This is a genomic window from Catellatospora chokoriensis (assembly GCF_011297315.1).
In the GTDB taxonomy this organism is placed as follows: domain Bacteria; phylum Actinomycetota; class Actinomycetes; order Mycobacteriales; family Micromonosporaceae; genus Catellatospora; species Catellatospora citrea.
On record NZ_JAAOTI010000023.1, the window covers coordinates 22,588 to 43,691 of the forward strand.

26 protein-coding genes are annotated in these 21,104 nt (G+C 72.4%); 17 read left to right on the forward strand and 9 right to left on the reverse strand.

The window, feature by feature from the left end; translation table 11 throughout:
* Positions 1–3: 3 nt before the first annotated feature.
* From HAV39_RS29300 to HAV39_RS29330, 7 genes are all read left to right on the forward strand, one after another.
* On the forward strand, positions 4–951 hold the full coding sequence (locus HAV39_RS29300; protein ID WP_191842409.1) for an asparaginase: 948 nt from the start codon (positions 4–6) through the stop codon (positions 949–951).
* Positions 952–1,242: 291 nt separating this feature from the next.
* Complete coding sequence (locus HAV39_RS29305; RefSeq protein WP_373311752.1) at positions 1,243–1,701, forward strand: helix-turn-helix domain-containing protein; 459 nt, start codon at positions 1,243–1,245, stop codon at positions 1,699–1,701.
* 2 nt (positions 1,702–1,703) lie between these two features.
* On the forward strand, positions 1,704–2,219 hold the full coding sequence (locus tag HAV39_RS29310; protein ID WP_191842411.1) for a hypothetical protein: 516 nt from the start codon (positions 1,704–1,706) through the stop codon (positions 2,217–2,219).
* Between the two features lie 111 nt (positions 2,220–2,330).
* Positions 2,331–2,615 (forward strand): DUF2516 family protein, encoded by a 285-nt coding sequence (locus HAV39_RS29315; RefSeq protein ID WP_191842412.1) that lies wholly within the window; start codon positions 2,331–2,333, stop codon positions 2,613–2,615.
* 7 nt (positions 2,616–2,622) lie between these two features.
* Positions 2,623–3,513: an alpha/beta fold hydrolase gene (locus HAV39_RS29320; protein WP_191842513.1), complete on the forward strand. Its 891-nt coding sequence runs from the start codon at positions 2,623–2,625 to the stop codon at positions 3,511–3,513.
* Positions 3,514–3,594: 81 nt separating this feature from the next.
* Complete coding sequence (locus tag HAV39_RS29325; protein ID WP_191842413.1) at positions 3,595–4,359, forward strand: EI24 domain-containing protein; 765 nt, start codon at positions 3,595–3,597, stop codon at positions 4,357–4,359.
* Positions 4,360–4,370: 11 nt separating this feature from the next.
* Positions 4,371–6,233 (forward strand): endonuclease/exonuclease/phosphatase family protein, encoded by a 1,863-nt coding sequence (locus HAV39_RS29330; protein ID WP_191842414.1) that lies wholly within the window; start codon positions 4,371–4,373, stop codon positions 6,231–6,233.
* Positions 6,234–6,416: 183 nt separating this feature from the next.
* Here HAV39_RS29330 and HAV39_RS29335 read toward each other — a convergent pair whose 3' ends face one another.
* Positions 6,417–7,415, reverse strand: a complete 999-nt coding sequence (locus HAV39_RS29335) for a LacI family DNA-binding transcriptional regulator (RefSeq protein ID WP_191842415.1) — start codon at positions 7,413–7,415, stop codon at positions 6,417–6,419.
* 12 nt (positions 7,416–7,427) lie between these two features.
* Positions 7,428–8,186 carry a maleylpyruvate isomerase family mycothiol-dependent enzyme gene (locus tag HAV39_RS29340; protein WP_191842416.1) on the reverse strand — a complete coding sequence of 253 codons (759 nt, stop codon included), beginning with the start codon at positions 8,184–8,186 and terminating at the stop codon, positions 7,428–7,430.
* A gap of 67 nt (positions 8,187–8,253) precedes the next feature.
* On the opposite strand from HAV39_RS29340, the gene HAV39_RS29345 reads away from it, so the two are divergent.
* On the forward strand, positions 8,254–9,309 hold the full coding sequence (locus HAV39_RS29345) for a UDP-N-acetylmuramate dehydrogenase (RefSeq protein ID WP_191842417.1): 1,056 nt from the start codon (positions 8,254–8,256) through the stop codon (positions 9,307–9,309).
* 199 nt (positions 9,310–9,508) lie between these two features.
* Here HAV39_RS29345 and HAV39_RS29350 read toward each other — a convergent pair whose 3' ends face one another.
* From HAV39_RS29350 to HAV39_RS29360, 3 genes are all read right to left on the reverse strand, one after another.
* Positions 9,509–9,667, reverse strand: coding sequence for a hypothetical protein (locus tag HAV39_RS29350; protein WP_191842418.1), 159 nt, complete (start codon positions 9,665–9,667; stop codon positions 9,509–9,511).
* 155 nt (positions 9,668–9,822) lie between these two features.
* On the reverse strand, positions 9,823–10,596 hold the full coding sequence (locus HAV39_RS29355) for a class I SAM-dependent methyltransferase (RefSeq protein ID WP_191842419.1): 774 nt from the start codon (positions 10,594–10,596) through the stop codon (positions 9,823–9,825).
* Positions 10,597–10,761: 165 nt separating this feature from the next.
* On the reverse strand, positions 10,762–11,508 hold the full coding sequence (locus HAV39_RS29360; RefSeq protein WP_191842420.1) for an SDR family NAD(P)-dependent oxidoreductase: 747 nt from the start codon (positions 11,506–11,508) through the stop codon (positions 10,762–10,764).
* Between the two features lie 100 nt (positions 11,509–11,608).
* Here HAV39_RS29360 and mshA point away from each other — a divergent pair, with 100 nt between their 5' ends.
* The 7 genes from mshA (at position 11,609) to HAV39_RS29395 (ending at position 17,201) form a co-directional block, all read left to right on the forward strand.
* A complete protein-coding gene (gene mshA, locus HAV39_RS29365) occupies positions 11,609–12,898 on the forward strand; it encodes a D-inositol-3-phosphate glycosyltransferase (RefSeq protein WP_239120561.1) in 1,290 nt (429 codons plus the stop codon).
* Positions 12,899–12,913: 15 nt separating this feature from the next.
* A complete protein-coding gene (locus HAV39_RS29370; protein WP_191842422.1) occupies positions 12,914–13,465 on the forward strand; it encodes a type III secretion system chaperone family protein in 552 nt (183 codons plus the stop codon).
* Positions 13,466–13,503: 38 nt separating this feature from the next.
* The gene (locus HAV39_RS29375; RefSeq protein ID WP_191842514.1) at positions 13,504–14,472 is read left to right on the forward strand and encodes a cobalamin biosynthesis protein; all 969 of its coding nucleotides are present in this window, start codon (positions 13,504–13,506) and stop codon (positions 14,470–14,472) included.
* A 5-nt stretch (positions 14,473–14,477) separates the two neighbouring features.
* Entirely contained in the window at positions 14,478–15,506 is a 1,029-nt protein-coding gene (gene cobC, locus HAV39_RS29380) for an Rv2231c family histidinol phosphate aminotransferase CobC (protein ID WP_239120562.1), read from the forward strand.
* 100 nt (positions 15,507–15,606) lie between these two features.
* On the forward strand, positions 15,607–16,299 hold the full coding sequence (locus HAV39_RS29385) for a GNAT family N-acetyltransferase (protein ID WP_191842424.1): 693 nt from the start codon (positions 15,607–15,609) through the stop codon (positions 16,297–16,299).
* A gap of 81 nt (positions 16,300–16,380) precedes the next feature.
* Positions 16,381–16,848, forward strand: a complete 468-nt coding sequence (locus tag HAV39_RS29390; protein ID WP_191842425.1) for a hypothetical protein — start codon at positions 16,381–16,383, stop codon at positions 16,846–16,848.
* The gene (locus HAV39_RS29395; protein ID WP_191842426.1) at positions 16,845–17,201 is read left to right on the forward strand and encodes a hypothetical protein; all 357 of its coding nucleotides are present in this window, start codon (positions 16,845–16,847) and stop codon (positions 17,199–17,201) included. Before HAV39_RS29390 ends, HAV39_RS29395 begins: the two co-directional genes overlap by 4 nt.
* 78 nt (positions 17,202–17,279) lie before the next feature.
* Here HAV39_RS29395 and HAV39_RS29400 read toward each other — a convergent pair whose 3' ends face one another.
* Genes HAV39_RS29400 through HAV39_RS29410 form a run of 3 tightly spaced genes read right to left on the reverse strand, consistent with a single transcriptional unit; the run spans position 17,280 to position 18,892 of the window.
* Positions 17,280–17,795, reverse strand: a complete 516-nt coding sequence (locus HAV39_RS29400; RefSeq protein ID WP_191842427.1) for an O-acetyl-ADP-ribose deacetylase — start codon at positions 17,793–17,795, stop codon at positions 17,280–17,282.
* Positions 17,796–17,810: 15 nt separating this feature from the next.
* Positions 17,811–18,005, reverse strand: coding sequence for a DUF397 domain-containing protein (locus HAV39_RS29405; RefSeq protein ID WP_191842428.1), 195 nt, complete (start codon positions 18,003–18,005; stop codon positions 17,811–17,813).
* Positions 18,006–18,007: 2 nt separating this feature from the next.
* Entirely contained in the window at positions 18,008–18,892 is an 885-nt protein-coding gene (locus tag HAV39_RS29410) for a helix-turn-helix domain-containing protein (protein ID WP_308440872.1), read from the reverse strand.
* 157 nt (positions 18,893–19,049) lie between these two features.
* Here HAV39_RS29410 and HAV39_RS29415 point away from each other — a divergent pair, with 157 nt between their 5' ends.
* Together HAV39_RS29415 and HAV39_RS29420 are read left to right on the forward strand one after the other, a co-directional pair.
* A complete protein-coding gene (locus tag HAV39_RS29415; protein ID WP_191842430.1) occupies positions 19,050–19,277 on the forward strand; it encodes a hypothetical protein in 228 nt (75 codons plus the stop codon).
* Positions 19,274–19,465: a hypothetical protein gene (locus HAV39_RS29420; RefSeq protein ID WP_191842431.1), complete on the forward strand. Its 192-nt coding sequence runs from the start codon at positions 19,274–19,276 to the stop codon at positions 19,463–19,465. The genes HAV39_RS29415 and HAV39_RS29420 overlap by 4 nt, the downstream gene beginning before the upstream one ends.
* Positions 19,466–19,520: 55 nt before the next feature.
* Here the strand turns inward: HAV39_RS29420 and HAV39_RS29425 are convergent, their stop codons facing one another.
* Positions 19,521–21,092 carry a protein kinase family protein gene (locus tag HAV39_RS29425; RefSeq protein ID WP_191842432.1) on the reverse strand — a complete coding sequence of 524 codons (1,572 nt, stop codon included), beginning with the start codon at positions 21,090–21,092 and terminating at the stop codon, positions 19,521–19,523.
* Between the last annotated feature and the right edge of the window lie 12 nt (positions 21,093–21,104).

The window sequence follows — 21,104 nt, forward strand, 5'->3', positions numbered from 1 at the left end:
ACCATGGGCAAGGTTTACGAGGGCGGCGTACCGCTCGTCGAGGTGGAGCGCAGCGGTTTCGTCGAGGGTGGCCACCGCGGGTCGGTGATCGTCCTGGACGCCGCCGGAAACCCCGTCGCGTCCGCCGGTGACGTCACCGGGCCGATTTTCGCGCGCTCGTCCAACAAGCCCATGCAGGCCATCGGCATGCTGCGGGCGGGGCTGCGGCTGGCCGATCCCGCCGACCTGGCGCTGGTCGCGGCCAGCCACTACGGCGAGGACTTCCACATCGCCCGGGTGCGCGCACTGCTGCGCAGCGGCGGGCTCACCGAGGCCGCCCTGCGCTGCCCGCCCGACCTGCCGCTCGACGACGCCGCGAAGATCGCCAGCGGGGGCACCCCGCAGCGCGTCTACATGAACTGCTCCGGCAAGCACTCCGGCATGCTGCTGACCTGCCGCGCCGCCGGCTGGGCCGTGGAGGACTACTTCCAGCCCGACCACCCGCTGCAGCAGCGCCTCAACGAGACCATCGAGGAGTTCGCGGGCGAGTCCGCGGCCGCGATGGGCGTCGACGGCTGCGGCGCGCCCGTGCTCGCGCTGTCGCTGACCGGTCTGGCCACCGCGTTCCGCCGGCTCGCCGAGGGCGTGCCCGGCTCGCTGGAGCGCTCGGTCGCCGACGCCATGCGGGCGTATCCGGAGCTGGTCAGCGGCACCAACCGCGAGGACGCCCAGCTCATGCGCGCCGTGCCCGGCCTGGTCTGCAAGGTCGGCGCGGAAGGCGTCTGGGCCGCGGCGGTCCCCGGCAAGGGCGCGGTAGCCATCAAGATCGACGACGGCACCGCCCGCGCCCGCGGCCCCATCATGATCACCGCCCTGCACCGCCTCGGCATCCCCGCCCACGTCCCCACCCTCGCCGAACCCACCCTCCTCGGCGGCGGCCGCCCGGTAGGCGCCCTCCACCCCCTCTGGTAACCGACCCCTCCCACCACCGCCCCACCTCTGCCGCGTCGATCATGAACCTATGGACGTGTTCGGCGGCGTGTCACCACCCTGCTGCCGTGATCGATCCCGTCGATCGGCGCCAGCGCTCTTGATCACGGCGCGTGGGTTGCGACACGCCGTCCATCACGTCCTCAGGTTCATGATCGACTGAACCGGGGGTGGGCTGGGGTGGGTCGGGAATGGGTGGTTTGTGGCGTGGCGTAGGTCGCTAGCGGGTAGTTAGCAATATGCTTGCTCTTGCTAGCGGTCGTGGGTAGCTTGGTGGGCGTGCAGAGTCCCGACATCGGCGCCTTCATCAAGGATCTGCGGGAGAACGCCCGCATTTCCCTGCGGCAGCTGGCCGAGCAGGCCAACATCAGCAATCCGTACCTCAGCCAGATCGAACGCGGGCTGCGCAAGCCGTCCGCCGAGGTCCTGGCCCAGCTGGCTGCGGCGCTGCGGGTCTCCACCCCGGCCATGTACCTCAAGGCCGGGCTGCTCGGCTCTGACGACCACCAGGGCGTGCCGACCGCGATAGCGGCCGACCCGCTGCTGACGGTCGCGCAGAAACAGTCACTCACGCAGATCTACGAGACGTTCGTACGCGAGAACGCGCGCGCCGAAGAGGCCGCCGCCACGGAGTCCGCTCCGGCGGAGCCGCCCGTCGCCACGGCGAAGAAGCCGACGGTCAAGAAGGCGGTCAAGAAGGCCGTGCGCCAGCAGGCACAGGAGGAACAGTGACCATGACCCAGACGTCGAGCAAGTCGGGCAAGACCGACGACCGCACCTACCCGAGCGCGTTCTACGCCGCCGCGGGCGTGGGCGACATGGCCTACGAGCAGCTCCGCAAGCTGCCCGAGCTGGCCGACAAGCTGCGCGACAAGGCGGCCGAGTTCGCCGACCAGGCGGCCAAGGCCGACGTGCCGCAGTGGAAGGCCAAGGCCAACGAGTACGGCGCCTTCGCCACCAGCAAGGCCGCCGAGCTCACCTCGAAGGTCGACGCGGCGCAGATCCGCGACAGCATCGTCGCCGGCACGCAGACCGCGGCGGAGAAGGCCACCAAGCTCTACGACGCGCTGGTCGCCCGCGGCGAGCAGGCGTTCACGGAGCAGCCGGCGACGCCGGGCTTCGAGCCGAAGGCCGAGACCGCGTCCGCCCACACGGCGGAGGCCAAGGCTGAGGCGAAGGCCAAGCCGTCCGAGGACGTGCCGCCGGCCGCCAAGCCCGCCGCGAAGAAGCCGCCGCGCGCCGCCAAGTGACCGCGCGTACTCGTCGCGGCGCGCCGATCGACCGGTCGGCACGCCGCGACGAGACGTATCCGGCGTCGTCACCGCTGGGATGCCGGGCTCGATGGTTCTAAGCTGTGACCCATGGTTGCGTTCGCTATTCAGGGCTGGATCAATCTCATCCTGTGGATCGTCATCCTCGGGGTCCTGCTCTGGGCCTTCGCGGACTGCGTGATCCGCCGCAAGGATGCGTTCCCGGCGATCGGCACCATGCCCAAGGTCGGCTGGATGCTGGTGATCGGGCTGATGGCCCTGCTGACCGTCTTCACCGGCTTCGGCCTCTTCGCCTACATCGGCGCCGGCCTCGGCGCGTACTACCTGCTGGACGTGCGCCGCGGCCTGCGTGAGGCCGCCGAGGGACCCTGGTGACTCAGTGATCAACGATCTGCGCTGGCCGCCCCCGCCGGACGGATTCCCCCGACGCCTCGGCAAGCCGCGCAACTCCGCTCCGAACACCGGCCGCCCCGCCCCGCCCGCGCTGCCCACCGAGATCGTCGACACCCCGCACGGCGTGCAGTTGGAACGCCTCAGCACGGGTGTCGGCGAGCCGGTCACCGTCTTCGCGCACGGGCTCGGCCACGGCATCGCCGAGACCCGGCCGCTGGGCAGCGCCGTCGCCGGCAAGCGGGTCTTCTTCCAGTTCCGCGGCCACGGCGAGTCCAGCTCGCCGCGCGGCTCCTGGGACTACGGCGACCTGGCCCGTGACCTGCGCGCCATCGCCGACATGACGGGTGCCACCCGCGCCCTCGGGGTGAGCCTCGGGGCGGGCGCGCTGTGCCGGCTGCTGGCCGAGACGCCGGACCGGTTCGAGAAGGTCGTGCTGTTCCTGCCCGCGGTGCTCGACCGCCCGCGGCCGGAGGCGGCCCGCCGCCGGCTGGTCAACCTCCTTGAGGCGATCAACAGCGGTGACCTGCCGACCGTCGCCAACGCCGTGGTCGAGGAGATCCCGCCGTCGGCCCGCAACGGCGCCTCCGGCTGGGCGTACGTGCGGCAGCGGCTGAACACCCTGATGAACACCGGCCTGAGCAGCGGCCTGCTCACCCTGCCCGACCAGGTGCCGGTGCCGGACGTGAACCTGCTCCGGGACGTCAGCGCGCAGGTGCTGGTCATCGGCTGCATCGGGGACGACCTGCACCCGGCGTCGGTCGCCGAGGAACTGGCCAGCGTGCTGCCGGAGGCGACCCTGCACATCTACAACCGACCCTCGGTGCTCTGGCACGAGCGCGCCGACCTGCGGGAACGGATCTCCGGCTTCCTGAACGGCTGACCTGCGCCAGTGGCTCGTCCCGGGTTCGCCGCAGCGGCGGCCCTTACGGCTGCGCACCCGAGTCCACTAGGCTCCCGGGTCGTGGCTGGTCACGTGGTATCCGAATTCTTCACCGGCGTACGCCTGCTCCTGCGCGGCGTCGGGCGCTATGTGCGCAGCCCGAAACTGATCCTGCTGGGGCTGATCCCCGCGGTGCTCAGCCTGCTGCTGTTCGGCGGGTTGTTCACGCTGCTCTTCTACTACGTCGACGAGCTGTCGGCGACGGTGACCTGGTTCGCCGACGACTGGGCGGAGAGCCTGCGCTCCTCGGTGCGGCTGTTCGCCGGCATCGCCCTGGTCGGGGTCAGCGGGTTGTTCGCGGTGCTGTCGTTCACGGCGGTGACGCTGCTCATCGGTGACCCGTTCTACGAGGCGATCAGCAAGGCCGTGGAGGACGACTTCGGCGGCGTGCCCGACGCGGTCGACCTGCCCTGGCACCAGGAGCTGCGGCGCAGCGTCTTCGACGCGCTGCGGCTGCTGGCGGTGTCGTTGATGATCGCGATCCCGCTGTTCGCGGGCGGCTTCATCCCGGTCGTCGGGCAGACGGTGATCCCCGTGCTCGGCGCGTTCGTCGGCGGCTGGTTCCTGGCGCTGGAACTCGTCGCGGTCGCGTTCAACCGCCGCGGTCGGCGGCTGCCCGACCGCCGGGTGGCGCTGCGCAAGCACCGGGCGAGCGCGCTGGGCTTCGGTGTCGCGGTGTTCTGCTGCTTCCTGATCCCGTTCGGCGCCGTGCTGATCATGCCGGCCGCGGTGGCGGGCGGTACGCTGCTCGCCCGCCGCTCGCTCGGCCTGCCCATCGAGAAGTAGGACCCCACCCCGTGTCGCGGAAGACCCTCGCCCTCGTCGCGCTGCTGTTCGCCGGCACCGCCCAACTGCTGCGCGCCTGCGGGCCGCTGCTGGACCAGGTGGCGGGACCGGTCGGCATCGTCAACGCGGCCCTGATCGCACTCGCGATCTTCGCCGTGCCCGGTGTGCTGCTGTTGGTCCTGCCCCGGGCGCTGGGCCGGGTCCCGGTGCTGGTCGCGATGACGACCGGGCTGGCCCTGGCCTGGTGGGCCACGACGGCCGTCGGGCCGTCCCTGGCGCTGACGGCAGCCGGTGCGGTGTTCGGCATGACCGCGCTGGCACTGGTCGTGCGGCAGGCGGCCGACGGGGTCACCGCGACCGTCGGCCTGCTCGCCGGTGGCGTCGTCGACCTGGCCGTCCGCTCGCTGACGGTCACCTGGGACCCGACGTGGGGGCAGCTGCCGCACCGCATCGGCATGACCGCACTGGTCGTTGCGATCTTCATCCTGGCGCTGCGCGGCACGGACGAGCCCGCGCCGGCAGGCACCGGGCGCACCTGGGCGCTGGGCGGTTACCTCGCGCTGTGGACGACGACGCTGGGCAACCCGGCGTTCGCCGCGTCGCAGTCGGGGGTCGCGCTGCAGCTGTGCCTGGCCGTCGTGATCGTGGTGCTGCTGGTCGCGATCGAGCTGGTGCGCCGGCTGACGCTGCATGGCGGCACGAACGCGATCCCGGAGCCCGACCACTGGGTCGCGGGCTCGGCGGCGCTCGCCGGGATGGCCGGCGGCCTCGCCCTGGCCTGGTGGGGGACCGGGCCGTGGGTGCTGCTCGGCATCGCCCTCACCCAACTGTCCGCGGCGGTCGCCGTCGCGCGGGCGGTCGCGGCCCCCGGCAACTCCGGCTCATGGGCGTACGGGCTGGTCTGGGTCCTGCCTGTGCTGCTCTTCCAGGTGCACTACGACATGCCGCTGCCGTTCGACAACCGGTGGCTGCTGATCGCGCTCGCGGTCGCCGTCGGGCTGGCCGGGACGGGCCGGCGGCCCTTCCACCCGGGCGGCTGGCGGGTCGACCTGCGCGCGGTCGTGGCCCGGCCCGCGCCGGTCACCGGCGTGCTCGCGCTGGCACTGCTGGCGCCCGCGCTGATGTACGCGACCCGTCCCGTCACCGACCCCGTCGTCGCCAGCGCCGTGGACGTGCAGGTGCTGAGCTGGAACGTCAAGTACGGCCGGGACGACGCCACCGGGCAGGCGGACCCGCGCCAGCTGGCCGAGGCGATCCAGGCCGTGCACCCGGACGTGGTGGTGCTGCAGGAGGTCAGCCGGGGCTGGGCCATCGGCGGCGGGGTGGACGTGGCCGAGTACCTGTCCCGCGAGCTGGGCATGCCGTTCGTGTGGTCACCGGCCGCGGACGGCCAGTTCGGCAATCTGCTGCTGACCCGGCTGCCGGTCAGCGGGGTGCGCACGGGCCCACTGCCGTACGGGCAGGGGCCGATGGGCCGGTCGTATCTGAAGGCGACGGTGGGCCTGCACGGCGGCCGCAGCCTCGATGTGGTCACCGCGCACCTGACGCACCGCAAGCCGAACACGCCGACCCGGCTCGCGCAGATCGACGAGCTGCTGGCGAAGGTGGACCCGGCCGTGCCGACCCTGGTCGCGGGCGACTTCAACTTCTGGCCGAGCTGGCCCGAGCAGCGCGAGTTCACGGCTGCGGGCTGGGTCTCGGCGCAGGACGTCACCGGCCACGGCGCCGCCTGGACCTCCCCGACCGACCGCCCGACGAACCGGGTGGACTGGGTGTTCGGCTCGCCCCAGGTGGCCTTCACCGACTTCGCGGTCCTCGACCAGGTCACCGCCAGCGACCACTTCCCGGTCCTCGCCACCGTCACCCTGCGCTGAAACGCGCCGGTCCGGACGCTTGGCTGCAGTTTCGGGGAAACTGCACCCATGCGGCTGGGCGATGCCGCAGTTTCCCCGAAACTGCAGCGCCCACGACGGGTACAGCGACCGCCACGCTCGTCTGGCGTTAAGAAGGGCACCTTCTACATCGCGGAGCGATGTAGAAGGTGCCCTTCCTCGCACTCAGGTCGTGCCGCGGATGACGAGTTCGGTGGGGAGGATGACGCTGTCGGCGATGGCTTCGCCGGCGGCGAGGCGGAGCAGCTGGCGGGCCATCTCGCGGCCCTGGCCGACGATGGGCTGGCGGACCGTGCTCAGCGGGGGCTCGGTGTAGCGGGCCAGCGCGATGTCGTCGAAGCCGATCACGGCGACGTCGTCGGGGACGCGGCGGCCCGCGGCCTGCAATGCCTGCAGCGCGCCGTGGGCCATCAGGTCGGAGGCGACGAAGACGGCGTCGAGGTCGGGGTCGTCCTCCAGCAGCTGGCGCATGGCCACCGCGCCGGAGTCGCGGGTGAAGTCGCCGACCGCCACGATCGAGCGCCGGTCGCTGCCGCGCAGCTCCTCTCGGTAGCCGGTGAGCCGGTCGATGCCGGCCACCATGTCCTGCGGGCCGGCGATGGTGGCGATCCGGGTGCGCCCGGTCTCCAGCAGGTGGCGCACGGCCATCCGGCCGCCGTTGACGTTGTCGACCTCGACGTACGGCACCCGGGTCTGGCCGAGCGGGCGCCCGCCGCACAGCACCGGGATGCCCATCCGGGCCAGCGTGCCGGGCAGCGGGTCGGCGCCGTGCATCGAGGCGATGAGCACGCCGTCGATGTGCCGGGCCAGCGCGTACCGCTCGATGCGGTCGTGGCTGGCCTGCGAGCCCGCCACCATCAGCACCAGCTGCTTGTCCGCGGAGTCGAGCTCCTGGCTGACGCCGCGGATGATGCCGGGGAAGAACTGGTCGTCGGAGAAGACCCGGGACGGGCTCTCCGGCAGGATCAGCGCGTACGAGTCGGTGCGCTGGGTGACGAGGCTGCGCGCGGCCTGGTTCGGCACGTACCCCAGCTCGTCGATGGCCCGGCGCACCGCGGTGCGGATGGACTCGGCGACGGTGGGGGAGTCGTTGACGACGCGCGACACGGTGGCCCGGGACACCCCGGCCCGCTGCGCGACCTGTTCGAGGGTCGGCCGGGGCATCGACGCCGCCGCTCAGCCGGTACGCAGGCAGGCCAGCAGCGACTCGTCGCCGCTCACCTCAAGCGTGTCGAAACCGATCCGGCCCCACAGGGCGAGCATCAGGTCGCTGGCCGGGCCGGCCGCGTGCACGCGGGTCTCCGGGCCGTCGGCGTCGAGCAGGGTGTCGGTGTCGAGCAGCGCGATGCCCTCGCCGCGCAGCCGGACGAACCACTCCTGGCCCTCCTCGGGCGCGGTGAGCTGCACGACGCCGAACCGGTCGGTGGGGCCCTTGCGGCGGCCCGCGGGCAGCCAGCTGTCCAGCACCTCGGTGATGCCGTCGACAGCCAGGCGGTCGTCGAGCGGCTCGGCCATGCCCTGCGACATCTGCATGTCCCAGCGGTGCACGGCGGTCTCGTGCGCCATCCGGCGGTGCCAGAAGTCGGCCGTCTTCGCCTGCGGGGCCCAGTTCCAGGCGGGCATGTGCGGGTCAAGCGCGTCGAGCAGCTCCAGCAGGCTCTTGCACTCCTCGTCGAACCAGGTCAGCGTGTCGTCCGCGCCCGGGTAGTCGTGCCGGCGCGACGCCGGATCGGGCGCGCTGGTGATGCCGCGGCTGGCGAAGCTGCGCACCCAGCGGTAGACCCCACCCAGGTGGTGCACCAGGTTCAACACGGTCCAGTCCGGACACGTGGGCACGATCGCGGTCAGTTCGGCCTCGCCGGCGACGGCGCGGAACGCGGCCGCGTCCGCGCGCAGCGAGTCCAGCCAGAGTTCCTTGCTGCCGTGAGCTCTCATGGCCTCGTCCTCATCGCGTCTTCCCCACCTGGTCATTCGGGATCAGTGGCGGCACTAGTGTGGTGACGTGTCTGACAATAGTCCCGCCCGCCACGCGCTCGCCGACCTGACCACCCTAGGGCTGGGAGGCCCGGCCGGACGGCTGGTCACGGCCGAGTCCGCGGACGACATCGTGTCGGCCGTGCAGGAGGCCGCCCGGGCCGACGAGCCGCTGCTGGTCCTCGGCGGGGGCAGCAACGTGGTCATCGGCGACGTCGGCTTCCCCGGCACCGTGCTGCTGATCCGGTCCAGTGGGATCGAGGTGGTCGGTGAGCACGGCGACGAGGTGTCCGTACGCGTCGCCGCAGGTCATCCGTGGGATGACTGTGTCGCCCAGACCGTCGCCGACGGACTTTCCGGCATCGAGTGCCTGTCCGGCATCCCGGGGGCGGCCGGCTCCACACCCATCCAGAACGTCGGCGCGTACGGCCAGGACGTGTCGCAGACGATCGAGTCGGTGACGGTGTACGACCGCACCGAGGGCGAGATCGACGTCTTCGGCCCCGCCGACTGCCGCTTCGAGTACCGCAACAGCCTGTTCAAGTACACCGACCGCTGGGTCGTGCTCGACGTGACGTTCCGGCTGCGCCGGGACCCGCTGTCCGGCCCCGTGGGACACGCCGAGCTGGCCCGCCTGCTCGGGGTCGCCGACGGCGACCGGGTGCCGTCGGCCGACGCCCGCGCGTCCGTGCTGGAGCTGCGCCGGAGCAAGGGCATGGTGCTGGACCCGGGTGACCCGGACACCGACTCGGTCGGCTCGTTCTTCACCAACCCGGTGCTCAGCGCGGCGGCGTACACCGAGCTGCGCCGGCGGCTGGACGGCACGGAGCCGCCGGCCTGGCCGGGCGCGGACGGGGTGATGAAGGTGAGCGCGGCGTGGCTGATCGAGCGGGCCGGCTTCACACGCGGCTACACGCGCGGCGCGGTCGGCATCTCGTCCAAGCACATCCTCGCGCTGACGCACCGGGGCGGCGGCACCACCGGGGAGCTGCTGGAACTCGCTTCGGAGATCCGTGACACGGTGCACGAGCGGCTCGGGGTGACCCTGCGCCCGGAACCGGTCCTGGTCGGCTGCGAGCTCTGAGGCGGCGCCGGCCGGGCCGGTGCGGCGTCGGCCGGGCCGGTGGCGCGGTCGGCGGCGCAGGCCGCGGGCCAGGCCGCCGCAGGTCGGACCGGTGGCGGGTGGCGCGATCAGTGGTGCGGGCGTCGCCGGCCCCCGGCCAGCCAGCCGAGGCCGCCGCAGACCACGAACAGCACGGCGAGGCGGATCAGGTCGCCGCGGTTCACTCCGCGGACCGGCGGGCCAGCAAGAACGCGACGACCAGCAGTACGACGCCGAGCAGCAGCAGGCCGACCCCGAGCAGGAACGGCGGGCTGGTCTGCACGGCGAGCTGCTGGCGGCCGTGCGCCGACAGAGCGACAAACTCCCCAATGAGGTTCATAACGGACGTAACGACCGGCTGGACCGGAAGGGATCATCCTTCTCGGATCATGAGCGCGTGCAGATCAAGACAAGATCACTCGATTTGCCCGGCACCTGTGCGTGACTGGACCGGCCTTTCGCCCGGTTGCCAGGCAAGTCGAGCGATCACGCCGGTCAGCGCGTGGGCCAGGAGAGGGTGACCTCGCCGAGGCGCCAGCGGGACGGGCGGTCCAGGACCGGCCACCCGGCCGCCTTGAGCCGGGAGACCGCGTCCAGCCAGCGCTGGCGGGGGCCGAAGACGGCCAGCGGGGCGGCGTGCCGCCAGGCCTCGTCGAGCATGCGCAGCAGGTCGTACACCGGCTCGCCCGGCACGTTGCGGTGGATCAGCGCCTTGGGCAGCCGCTCGGCGAATGTCGCCGGGGACTCCAGTGCGGACAGCTTCGCCGCCAGCGTCAGCGTGGCCGGGGCGGACGCGCCGGCGGGCAGCGCCGCCCAGGCGGCCAGGCGGCCCAGCTCGTCACAGGTGCCCTCGACCAGCCAGCCGCCCGGGGCCAGGCCGGCGGTCATCGTGGTCCAGGCGGCGGGGACGGCGCTCTCGTCGTACTGCCGCAGCACGTTGAAGGCCCGGACCACGACGGGCCGCAGGCCGGCCAGCTCGAACCCACCCCGCGCGAAGGTCAGGCCCGGCGGGTCCGCGGCCGCCTGCGCCGCCGCGACCCGCGCCGGATCGATCTCCAACCCGGTCACCCTGACGTCGGGCCGCACCCGCAACAGCCGCCCCCGCAGCTCCACCGCCGTGATCGGCGTGGCCCCATAACCCAGGTCCACCACCAGCGGATCCGCCGCATCCCCCAGCGCCCGCCCACACCACCACGCGATCCACCGATCCACCCGCCGCAGCCGGTTCGGATTGGTCGTCCCCCGAGTGATCTCCCCCTGCGGCTTCACCGCCCCCTCCCCTCCGCGTTGATCATGAACTTAAGGACGTGTTCGACGGCGTGTCACCACCCCCACGCCGTGATCGCCGGGTGGGCGGCTGGCGATCACGGTCCGGGGGGAGCGACACGCCGGCGAGCACGTCCGTAGGTTCATGATCAACCCAGAACCGGGGGCTCACACGCCGACGCGGTGGACCTTGTGTTGGGCGGCTTGGGCGAGGGGGCGGACTACCAGGCGGTCGATGTTGATGTGGTGGGGGAGGGTGGCGCACCAGGTGACGCAGGAGGCGATGTCGTCCGCGGTGAGGGGCTCGGCGACACCCGCGTAGACGGAGGCGGCGCGGGCGGCGTCGCCGGCGAAGCGGTTCAGGGCGAACTCGTCGGTCTTGACCATGCCGGGGTCGATCTCGACGACGCGGACCGGCTCGCCGCACAGCTCCAGGCGCAGGGTCTCGACCAGGGCCGTCTGGGCGTGCTTGGCCGCCGCGTACCCGCCGCCGCCCTCGTACACGATGAGCCCGGCGGTGGAGCTGATGGTGACCACGGTGCCCGCGCCGGAGGCGATCAGGGCGGGCAGCAGGCCCTTGGTCAGGCGCAGGGTGCCGAGCACGTTCACGTCGTACATCGCCTGCCAGTCGGCGACGCTCGCGGTCGCGACCGGGTCCGCGCCGACCGCGCCGCCCGCGTTGTTCACCAGCAGGTCCACCCGGTCCAGCGTCGCCGCGTACGCCGCGACCGCGTAGTCGTCGGTGACGTCGCAGGTCACGGCGGTGCCGTTGATCTCCTTGGCGAGCGCTTCGACCCGCTCGGTGCGGCGGGCGAGCGCATGCACGTGGTAGCCCGCGGCCGCGAGGTGTCGGGCGGTGGCGGCGCCGATGCCGCTGGACGCCCCGGAGACGACGGCGATCTTCTGGTACGACATGAGCAGCATCCTAAGCGCCGTGACGTCCCATCATCCGGGCTGCGACGATCGTCACGCCCGGATCGGGAAGACACCCGGCCCCCCGGATGTTGATCGACCTGTGAACTCTCGTTCCCTCCCCCAGGGGCTGCCCAGGCGGATCGCCACGCTCTCCGTGCACACGTCCCCGCTGCACCAACCGGGCACCGGGGACGCGGGCGGCATGAACGTGTACATCGTCGAGGTGTCCAAACGCCTGGCCAGGGCCGGGATCGAGATCGAGGTCTTCACCCGGACCACCGGCGGCGACCTGCCCCCGCGCGCGGAACTCGCGCCCGGCGTGACCGTCCGGCACATCAGCGCGGGCCCGTACGAGGGCCTGGCCAAGGAAGACCTGCCCGCGCAGCTGTGCGCGTTCACGCACGGCGTGCTCGGCATCGAGGCGGCCCGCCCGCCCGGCCACTACGACCTGCTGGCCTCCCACTACTGGCTGTCGGGCCAGGTCGGCTGGCTGGCCAAGGACCGCTGGGGCGTGCCGCTGGTGCACACCGCGCACACCCTCGCCAAGGTCAAGAACCTGCAGCTGGCCGAGGGCGACCGGGCCGAGCCGATGGGCCGCGTGGTCGGCGAGGAGCAGGTCGTCGAGCAGTCCGACCGGCTCGTCGCGAACACCCCGACCGAGGCCCGCGAGCTGATCGACCTCTACCGCGCGCCGCTGGAGCGGGTCGCCGTCGTCGCCCCCGGCGTCGACCTGGAGCGCTTCCGCCCCGGCGACCGTGCCGCGGCCCGCGCCCGCCTCGGCCTGCCGCCCCGCGCGAAGATCATGGCTTTCGTCGGCCGGATCCAGCCCCTGAAGGCTCCCGACGTGCTCATCCGCGCCCTGGCTGAGCTGCACGACCCCGACGCGATCGCGCTGATCGTCGGCGGCCCCAGCGGTTCCGGCCTGGACCGGCCGACGGCGCTGATCGAGCTGGCCGACACGCTGGGCGTACGCGATCGGGTGCGGTTCCTGCCGCCGCAGGCCGGGGACCGGCTCGCCGACGTGTACCGGGCGGCCGACCTGGTCGCCGTGCCGTCGCACAACGAGTCGTTCGGCCTGGTCGCGCTGGAGGCGCAGGCCTGCGGCACGCCCGTGGTGGCGGCCGCCGTCGGCGGACTGGTCACCGCAGTGCGCGACGAGGTCAGCGGCGTGCTGGTCGACGGGCACGCCGCCGCCGACTGGGCGCGGGTGCTGGACCGGCTGCTCGCCGAGCCCGGCCGCCGCGAGGAGCTGGCCGCGGGCGCGGTCAAGCACGCGTACGACTTCTCCTGGGACCACACGACCACCCGGCTGCTCGACGTCTATCGTGAGGCGATGACCGAGCACCGGTCCCGCCGGCAGCTCGAACTCGCCGGCTGCGCCCGGTGGTGACCCGCTAGGAGCCTCATGACCACGGTCGAGCAGGCCTGCGCCCTCATCGAGCAGGCCTGCGCCGAGCTGCCCCTGGACCGCACCGGCCCCCAGTCGTACGTGGTGACCCTGCCCGGCACGCACAAGCTCAAGACGAACGTGAACCTGATCGTCGGCGAGCACGCGCTGCGCGTCGAGGCGTTCGTGGTGCGCCAGCCCGACGAGAACCGCGAGGCCGTCTGGGCCTGGCTGCTGCGCCGCAACGCGAAGCTGTACGGGGTCGCGTTCACCGTCGACGCCGTCGGCGACGTCTACCTGACCGGCCGCCTGCCGCTGGCCGCCGTCTCGCCGCAGGAACTGGACCGGCTGCTCGGCGCGGTGCTGGCGGCCGCCGACGAGTCCTTCGACACTCTGCTGGAGCTGGGCTTCAGCACCGCGATCAAGCGGGAGTGGCGCTGGCGGATCAGCCGCGGCGAGCCCACCGACAACCTGCGCGCCTTCCGCCACCTCATGGACGAGCCGCTGACACCCGACGGCGAGGCCATTCTCGACACCGGCACCGACGTGCTGCCGGAGCCCGGCCGGTGACGGCCCGGCGGGCGGCCCGCCGGGCCGACGCGCTGGGCATGCTGGCGGGAGTGGCGCTCGACGCGGCCTTCGGCGATCCGCGGCGGCTGCACCCGGTCGCCGGGTTCGGCAACTTCGCGAAGGTCGTGGAGCGGTACACGTACGCCGACTCGCGCCGGGCCGGGGCCGCGTTCACCGCGCTCGCCGTCGGGGTGCCGGTGGCGGCCGCGGTGCTGGCACAGCGGGCCACGCGGGGGCGGCCGGTGCTGCGTACCGTGCTGGTGGCGGCCGGGACCTGGGCCGCGCTCGGCGGGCGCAGCCTGCGCCGCGAGGGCGGCCTGATGGCCGGGGCGCTGGAACGCGGCGACCTGGCCGCGGCCCGCGCCCGGCTGTCGCACCTGTGCGGCCGCGACCCGTCCGCACTCGACGAACCAGGCCTGGCCCGCGCGACGGTCGAGTCGATCGCGGAGAACTCCGCCGACGCCGAGGTCGCGCCGCTGGTCTGGGGCGCGCTGGCCGGGCTGCCCGGCATCGTCGGCTACCGCGCCGTGAACACCCTCGACGCCATGGTCGGCCACCGCTCGCCGCGCTACGCCCGGTTCGGCACGGCCTCGGCCCGGCTCGACGACGCCGCCAACCTGCTCCCGTCCCGCCTCACCGCCGCCCTGGCGACGGTCTCCGCGCCGCTGGTGTCCGGCTCGCCCGCCCGTACCGCGCACATCTGGCGCCGGGACGGCGACGCCCATCCCAGCCCCAACTCCGGCCAGTGCGAGTCGGCCTTCGCCGGCGCCCTCGGCGTACGCCTCGGCGGCACGAACATCTACTTCGGCCGCGCGGAGACCCGCCCGTTCCTCGGCGACGGCTCCGCACCCCGCACCCCCGACATCCGCCGCGCCGCCACCCTCTCCGCCGCCGTCGGTCTGCTCACCGCCACCCTCGCCGTCCTCGTCCGGCTGGGGCGAAGGAAGGGCACCTTCTTATCGGATTCCGTAGAGGAAGGTGCCCTTGTTAACGGGCAGCGCGGGTGAGCGGCGTGGTGGACGGGAATGACCTCGGGCATCACGGTGATGTCGAGGTCGGCGCCGGTCTGGTCGACCTCGCGGTGAACGTGCGGCAGGCCCCGCTGCCGGACTGGCTCGCCGAGCCGATCCTGGCGTCACTGAGCCGCCTGGACGCCTACCCCGACGGCACGGTGGCACGCGCCGCGATCGCCGCCCGGCACGGCCGGGACCCGGACGAGGTGCTGCTCACCGCCGGTGCGGCCCAGGCGTTCACGCTGCTTGCCCAGGGGTTACGCGACTCCCGGCGGCCGGTCGTGGTGCATCCGCAGTTCACCGAGCCGGAGGCGGCGCTGCTCGCCGCTGGGCACCGGGTGGGCCGGGTGCTGCTGCCCGAGCCGTTCACGCTGGACCCGGCCGCCGTCCCGGACGACGCAGACCTGGTGCTGCTCGGGAACCCGACCAACCCGACCTCGGTCGCCCACCCCGCGCACGCGGTCGTGAGCCTGGCCCGGCCGGGCCGGGTGCTGGTGGTCGACGAGGCGTTCGCCGACACCGTCCCCGGCGAGCCGCACTCGCTCGCTGCGCGGCGCGACCTGCCCGGCCTGGTGGTGGTGCGCAGCCTCACCAAGACCTGGGCCCTGGCCGGGCTGCGCGTCGGCTACCTGCTGGCCGCGCCGGAGCTGGTGCGCCGGCTGGCCGCCGTACAACCGCTGTGGCCTGTGTCGACGCCCGCGCTCGCCGCCGCGGCAGCCTGCGCGACACCCGCGGCTGTCGCGGCCGAGGAGCAGATCGCCCACGAGCTGACCGCGCGCCGCGAGCACCTCCTCGCGGCGCTGCGGCAACTGCCCGAGGCGGTCGTCGCGGGCACGCCGGCCAGCTCGTTCGTGCTGCTCAAGGTCGCGGACGGCCTGGGCGTACGCAGCCGCCTGCGCGACGCGGGCTACGCCGTGCGCCGCGCCGACACCTTCCCGGGCCTGGGCCCGGACTGGCTGCGCGTCGCCGTCCGGGACGAACGCACCACGGATGCCTTCGTTGCGGCGCTGACTGCGGTGATTCGCTGACCGCCGAGGGCTCCGGCACGGCGGTCCCATGATGGTGCCCGCCGACCGCCGCCGTCCTTATTGCCATAAGCTTGCAACAAGGCGGCTCACGGAGGCGGAAATGACGCAGCAGCACGACCGGACCATTGCCGCCGGGCGTCGCGACCTGCCGGACCTCATGGCCGGCTGGGTCCACGGCTGGGCTGTCTCGCGTGCCGCATCCGTGCCGGTGGCAGTGCCGCAGGGATGGCGCATCGACGTCGGAGCTCCCGGCCATCGGCTGCGCTACGTCCTGCACACCCCCGATGAGCGGTCGCTGTCGCGGCTGGGCGAGCGGCAGGACGCACCCGGAACGTGGATCAAGGTCGCCGCGGACCCGGCGTACCTGCGCGCGGCCCTCCCGCCCCAGTGGACGATGGCCGACACCGGCTACCTCATGACCACGACGTTCACCGGCGAAGCCGACCAGCCGCCCACGCCGTACACCATCCGAACCACGACCGACGACGTCGTCGTCGCGACGGTCCTCGACGCGACGGGCACGCCCGTGGCCTCCGGCAGGCTCGGGCCGGCCGGGGAGGTCGGAGTGATCGACCAGGTCGAGACGGACCCCGCGCACCGGCGACGCGGGCTCGGCAGGGTAGTGATGCGCCTGCTCGGGCACCATGCAGTTCGACTCGGCATGCGTACCGGCGCCCTGGTCGCCACCGACGACGGACGCCAGCTGTACAGCACCCTCGGCTGGACGGTGCGGACCCCCATCGCTGCCGCCTACGTACCCGAACCGGAGCCGCCCCTTTACTCGTCGCGGTGACGTCCTGGGCCGTCGGAAGCCGCTACGGCGTTTCCTGGCCGGATGCTGTTGTCGAGCCGACTACTGAAGTAGTGTTGAAGTATGACTGTTCCAGTGGAGAGCGTGCCGTTCTCCGAGTTGCTGCGGGAGCCGTCGGCGACGGCGGACCGGCTCTCGCGGGTGCGTGCGGTGCGGCTGCGCCGACGCGACGCGGACGACCTCGTGCTCATGACCGCCGCGCGCGCCGAGCAAGAGGGCCAGGTCATCGACATGACCGCCCGTCTGCTGGCGGAGATCGCCCGCCGCGAGCCGCAGGTGATCGCCGAGGTGCTGCCCCGCGTGCTGCCGTGGGTGCGTTTCCTCCCGGCCCCGGCCGTTGATGAATTCGCCCAGGAGTTCGTCGCCACGGCTGGCGCTGCCAGCGCACTCGGGAACATGGCCGCGGTGTCGGTGCTGCTCACCGCGTGGCGGCACACGGCCGAGGCTCACTCCGACCCCGACCTGCACACGATCCTCGCCGGTGAGACCAGCGGCGACTACGGCCCGGTGCCGATGCCGGAGGCCGCATGACGCCCAAGCGCGGCGACCGTGCCGCGCCACCCGCGCTGCCAGGGGAGTACTCGATCAGGTTCGCGGCCAACGACGCCGCGAAAGGCTGGGAGGAGCTGTGCCGCCAAGCGGCCGGCAACACCCGGACGGCGTATGAGGCGTTACGCGACAGTCCCTGCCCCAAACCCGAGACCGACCGGCAGCACCGTCCCAAGTACGACCTAGCCTGGGCGAGCCACGACGGCGAACGCCTTGAGCAGTGGCAATACGAGGTGACTGCGGGTGGCCGCATCTGGTACGTGGTCGACCATGAGGCCCGCATCTGCTGGATCAAACATGCTGGCACCGGTCACCCCAAAGTCACGGACCGCTAGCCGGGTAACCCTTGTTCATGATCGCCGTTTGTGGTCAGAAGACGTGGTGTCACCTGACATCCTGACCGCGGACGGCGATTATGCTGGGGCGCCGCGCACGGACAGGGCGGACTGGTAGGTGGCGGCGTCGAAGAGGACCAAGGTGGCCTGCTCGACCGTCGTCTCGGCGCTGTCCAGCACTGCCAGGGCCTGGCGTACGGCGTCGTCGATGGGCCAGCCGAAGATGCCCGACGAGATCAGCGGGAACGCGACGGTACGCGCCCCCAGCTCGCCCGCCACCCGCAGCGCGTTGCGGTAGCAGTCGCGCAGCAGCTCGGCGCGGTCCTCGGTGGCGCTGTACACGGGTCCCACGGTGTGCACCACCCAGCGCGCGGGCAGCTTGCCTGCGGTGGTGGCGACGGCCTGGCCGGTGGGCAGGCCTCGGCCGTAGTGGGACGCCCGCAGCGCACGGCATTCGGCAAGGATCTCCGGACCGCCCTTGCGATGGATCGCGCCGTCGACGCCACCGCCGCCGAGCAGCGACGAGTTGGCCGCATTGACGATCGCGTCCACTTCCTGGCGCGTGATGTCGCCCTGTACGAGGTTCACCTGCATGGCGTGCTCCAGCGGTCAGCGGTCGAACTCGCCGGCTTTGACGCCGGTCAGGAATGCCGTCCAGTCGTCGGTGGCGAAGGTGAGTACCGCGCCGTCCCGGTCCTTGCTGTCGCGGATACCGACGGCCGTCGGGGTAACAGCCACCTCGACGCACTGGCCGCCCTGACTGTCACTGCGGCTGCTCTTCACCCAGACGGCGTTGTCGAACATGGTCACTTCCCCCGATCCAAGAACAGCTTGGCGGATTCCTCGACGCTCAGCGCAGATCCGACAAGCAGTTCGAACGCCATACGGTGTGCGGCGACTTGGGCGTCGTCCTCAACATATGATCCCTTGCCGAGGTGGTCAAAGTAAGCCAGCCCGGGATCTCCAGTTCCGGGGAAGTCGAGGATGACCACCGAGCGACCGTGTACGGCGTAAGCGGGCGAGGTGAACGGCACGACGCGGATCTCGACATTGGCAGCCCGGCTCATGGTTGCGAGGTGCGTGAACTGCTCCTGCATCTCGTCGGGAGTGCCGACGACGCAGTGCAGGGCTGCTTCACCGATCAAGGCTCGCAGACGCAGCGGGTCGTCGTTGACAAGCCTCTTCTGCCTGACCAGTCGAGCCCTGACCAGGAGATCTACTCGCTCGGCGGCCATGGTCGGCTGAGCGTGATGGATGAGCGCCTGCGCGTATGCCGGGGTTTGCAGCAAGCCTGGGATCAGGTGGGTCTCGAAGTTGGCCACGGTGGAGGCCGCACTTTCGAGGCCTACGTAGGCGTTGAACCATTCCGGCAGGTCGTAGTCCTGCCACCAGCCGCGTCGGCCAGACTCTGCTGCGAGGCGTACAAGAAGATCGCGCTCGGATTCGTCGAGCCCGCCGTAGCTGTCGAGCAACAGCCTTACATCGCCAGGTCGGAGTGGGGTCAACCCCCGTTCCAGTCGGCTGATCTTTGCGTCCGAGGCGCCGATTGTGGCGGCTGCTTCAACTGTCGTGATGCCAGCACGGTTTCGAAGCTCGCGCAATCTGTATCCGATACGTCGCCGGATCGCGGTGGGGCTCGCAGGCATTGAGCCAGTCTGTCGTGATCGGACCGGGCTGTAAAGGTGGCTCATGAATGAATCGTGCCGGGCGCAGATTGCGTCGGGCAGAATGTCGACCGATTGATCGCTCGAAGGGCTGCCTGGAGAACGGGCGGCCAAAGCCGGAGGCGGGGCTCACTGGTTGGTCCCCGGTGCCCCGCCTCCCCCACAACTCCATCGGAGGTGGTTCATGGCAGTCTACTTGGCCGTCGCCGGGCTCGGCGCGGTCGTCGTGCTGGCGATGCTGGCCGGTTGGGCGCTGCGCGGACATGCGGCGAGCTGGTGTTCGTCCTGCGGCGGCGCGGTCGGTTCGGTCTGCGGCGCGTGCACCCATCGCGTGGCGCGTGAGCAGGTCTTGCGCACCCACTCGCCCCGGCTCGTCCGGCACCGGGCGGACGCCGAGGCGGTGTCGGCGTGAGCACCATTCCGCAGGGTCACGCCCCGATCCCGGATGAGCTGGCAAGACGTTACTGGCAGGCCGTCGCCGTCCACGGCGACGACCCGGCCACCGACATGTGCGTGCACTGCCGACGGCATCGCTGCCCGGAATGGGCGTACGCCGTGGAGCAGTTGATCCTGGCTGACCTGTTGGACAGAGACACCTGATCGCCGCACGTCTGAGCCCACCCGCCGGACAGCGGGTGGGCTCAGTGTCCGTGCGTCACTTGCAGGAGTACGTGAACTTCGACGAACCCTGGCTCACGGTGGGCTTCAGGATGCGCAGGGTGGCCTCGGCGTCCCGGGTGCCCTTGCCCTGGAAGCGCCAGAACAGGTGCACCTGGACGCTGCGCTGGCCCTTCTTGACGGCCTGCTCCAGCGCGCCGGAGGTCTCTCCGTCGTTGCGCAGCCACTCGTACGTGATCTTCCCGGCCTGGCCGTCGGTCTCGATGAGGCCCACCACGTCGACGTTCACGTCGCATTCGGCGGTGGTCGGCGGGATGACCGGCGTGACGGTGACCTTGGTGACCTGGACGGCGTTGTTGTTCTCCTGCCACCAGGTCCAGGCGACATAGCCCGCGATGACCAGCAGCGCGACCGTGGTCAGCGCGCTGAAGAACGCGGCGATGCGCTTGCCGACCGACTTCTTGCGGCGGGGCGGCGGGGCGGCCTGCGCGGCGGCGATCTGCCAGGCGGGCGGCGCGGGCGGCACACCCTGCCCGAACCGCAGGTTCACGTCCGGCTGCGGCTGGTGCACCGGGGGCGGGACGGCCCGGCCGACCTGGTACGCCCCGGACTTGCGCTGCTCCTCGGCGGCACGGTTGCCGAGCCGGGTCGCCCCGTCCGGCGGCACCACCGGCATCACCGCGGTCGGGGGTGCGGCCCGCGGCGTCTGCTGCGGCACCGGCGGCCCGGAGTGGGAGCCGCCGGGCAGCTGCACCGTCTCCTCGGCCGCCGGGACGCCACCGGGCATCCCGCCCGCCGGAGCGGCGGGCGGCGCGGAGACGGGAGGAGCCGATACGGGCGTGGTGGCGGCGGGCGGCGCGGAGACAGGCGGTGCCGAGACCGGCGCGGCGGACATCGGGTGCATCTGTGCGGCGAGCGCCTTCAGCGCGGCGCGGTCGCCGAAGCCGGTGATCTGCTGCGCCGCAGCGCTCAGCGTGTTCAACGCGGCGGTCAGGCCGGCGCTGCCGCCGACCGCCTCGGCCTGCTGCCCGGCCTGGCGCAGCAGTTGCCGGGTCTCGGCGTCACGGCAGGCGTCGGCGAGCTCGGCCAGCAGCCGGGACCAGCCTGCCGCGTCATGGCCGGGGCCGGGGGTCGTGCCGAGCACCGCGTGCCCGTAACCGGCCTCGGACAGCAGGGCCGCGCCTCCGGCGCTGACCACCACGCCGTGCGTGTTCAGCTCGCCGTGCGCGAGGCTCGCCTGGTGCAGTCGGAGCAGCGTCTGCGCGGTGTCGGTGGCGATCAGCGCGGCGACGGCGGGCGGCAGGGTCACCCCGGCCGCCAGCGCCTGCGCCACCGTCGGCGACGGTGCCGCGTTGGTGATCAGCCAGCTGTGCCTGCCCTCGGTCACCTGGTCGATGACGTTGAGCAGGCCGGGCACGCGCAGGCGGGCCTGGGCGCTGACCGCGTCGGCGAGCCGCTGTGCCGCCGCCGGGTCGGTCAGGCCCCGGTCCTCCAGGCGCAGCGCGCCGCGCTGCTTGCCCTCCGCTGTGGACACCGTGTGCCACGTGCCGAGCCGTCCGGCCCGCCCCGCATCCAGCAGGGTGTACTTGCCACCGATGGTGTCGGTCACCGCAGCGCGTCC

Excerpts from the sequence above, each read along its gene's own strand:
- HAV39_RS29315 (WP_191842412.1), top strand. The coding sequence starts at position 2,331 with ATGGTTGCGTTCGCTATTCAGGGCTGGATCAATCTCATCCTGTGGATC.
- HAV39_RS29390 (WP_191842425.1), top strand. The coding sequence starts at position 16,381 with ATGACTGTTCCAGTGGAGAGCGTGCCGTTCTCCGAGTTGCTGCGGGAG.
- HAV39_RS29310 (WP_191842411.1), top strand. The coding sequence starts at position 1,704 with ATGACCCAGACGTCGAGCAAGTCGGGCAAGACCGACGACCGCACCTAC.
- HAV39_RS29375 (WP_191842514.1), top strand. The coding sequence starts at position 13,504 with ATGCTGGCGGGAGTGGCGCTCGACGCGGCCTTCGGCGATCCGCGGCGG.
- HAV39_RS29400 (WP_191842427.1), bottom strand. The coding sequence starts at position 17,795 with ATGCAGGTGAACCTCGTACAGGGCGACATCACGCGCCAGGAAGTGGAC.
- HAV39_RS29395 (WP_191842426.1), top strand. The coding sequence starts at position 16,845 with ATGACGCCCAAGCGCGGCGACCGTGCCGCGCCACCCGCGCTGCCAGGG.
- HAV39_RS29335 (WP_191842415.1), bottom strand. The coding sequence starts at position 7,415 with ATGCCCCGGCCGACCCTCGAACAGGTCGCGCAGCGGGCCGGGGTGTCC.
- HAV39_RS29370 (WP_191842422.1), top strand. The coding sequence starts at position 12,914 with ATGACCACGGTCGAGCAGGCCTGCGCCCTCATCGAGCAGGCCTGCGCC.
- HAV39_RS29410 (WP_308440872.1), bottom strand. The coding sequence starts at position 18,892 with ATGAGCCACCTTTACAGCCCGGTCCGATCACGACAGACTGGCTCAATG.
- HAV39_RS29340 (WP_191842416.1), bottom strand. The coding sequence starts at position 8,186 with ATGAGAGCTCACGGCAGCAAGGAACTCTGGCTGGACTCGCTGCGCGCG.
- HAV39_RS29415 (WP_191842430.1), top strand. The coding sequence starts at position 19,050 with ATGGCAGTCTACTTGGCCGTCGCCGGGCTCGGCGCGGTCGTCGTGCTG.
- HAV39_RS29385 (WP_191842424.1), top strand. The coding sequence starts at position 15,607 with ATGACGCAGCAGCACGACCGGACCATTGCCGCCGGGCGTCGCGACCTG.
- HAV39_RS29350 (WP_191842418.1), bottom strand. The coding sequence starts at position 9,667 with ATGAACCTCATTGGGGAGTTTGTCGCTCTGTCGGCGCACGGCCGCCAG.
- HAV39_RS29405 (WP_191842428.1), bottom strand. The coding sequence starts at position 18,005 with ATGTTCGACAACGCCGTCTGGGTGAAGAGCAGCCGCAGTGACAGTCAG.
- HAV39_RS29300 (WP_191842409.1), top strand. The coding sequence starts at position 4 with ATGGGCAAGGTTTACGAGGGCGGCGTACCGCTCGTCGAGGTGGAGCGC.
- HAV39_RS29360 (WP_191842420.1), bottom strand. The coding sequence starts at position 11,508 with ATGTCGTACCAGAAGATCGCCGTCGTCTCCGGGGCGTCCAGCGGCATC.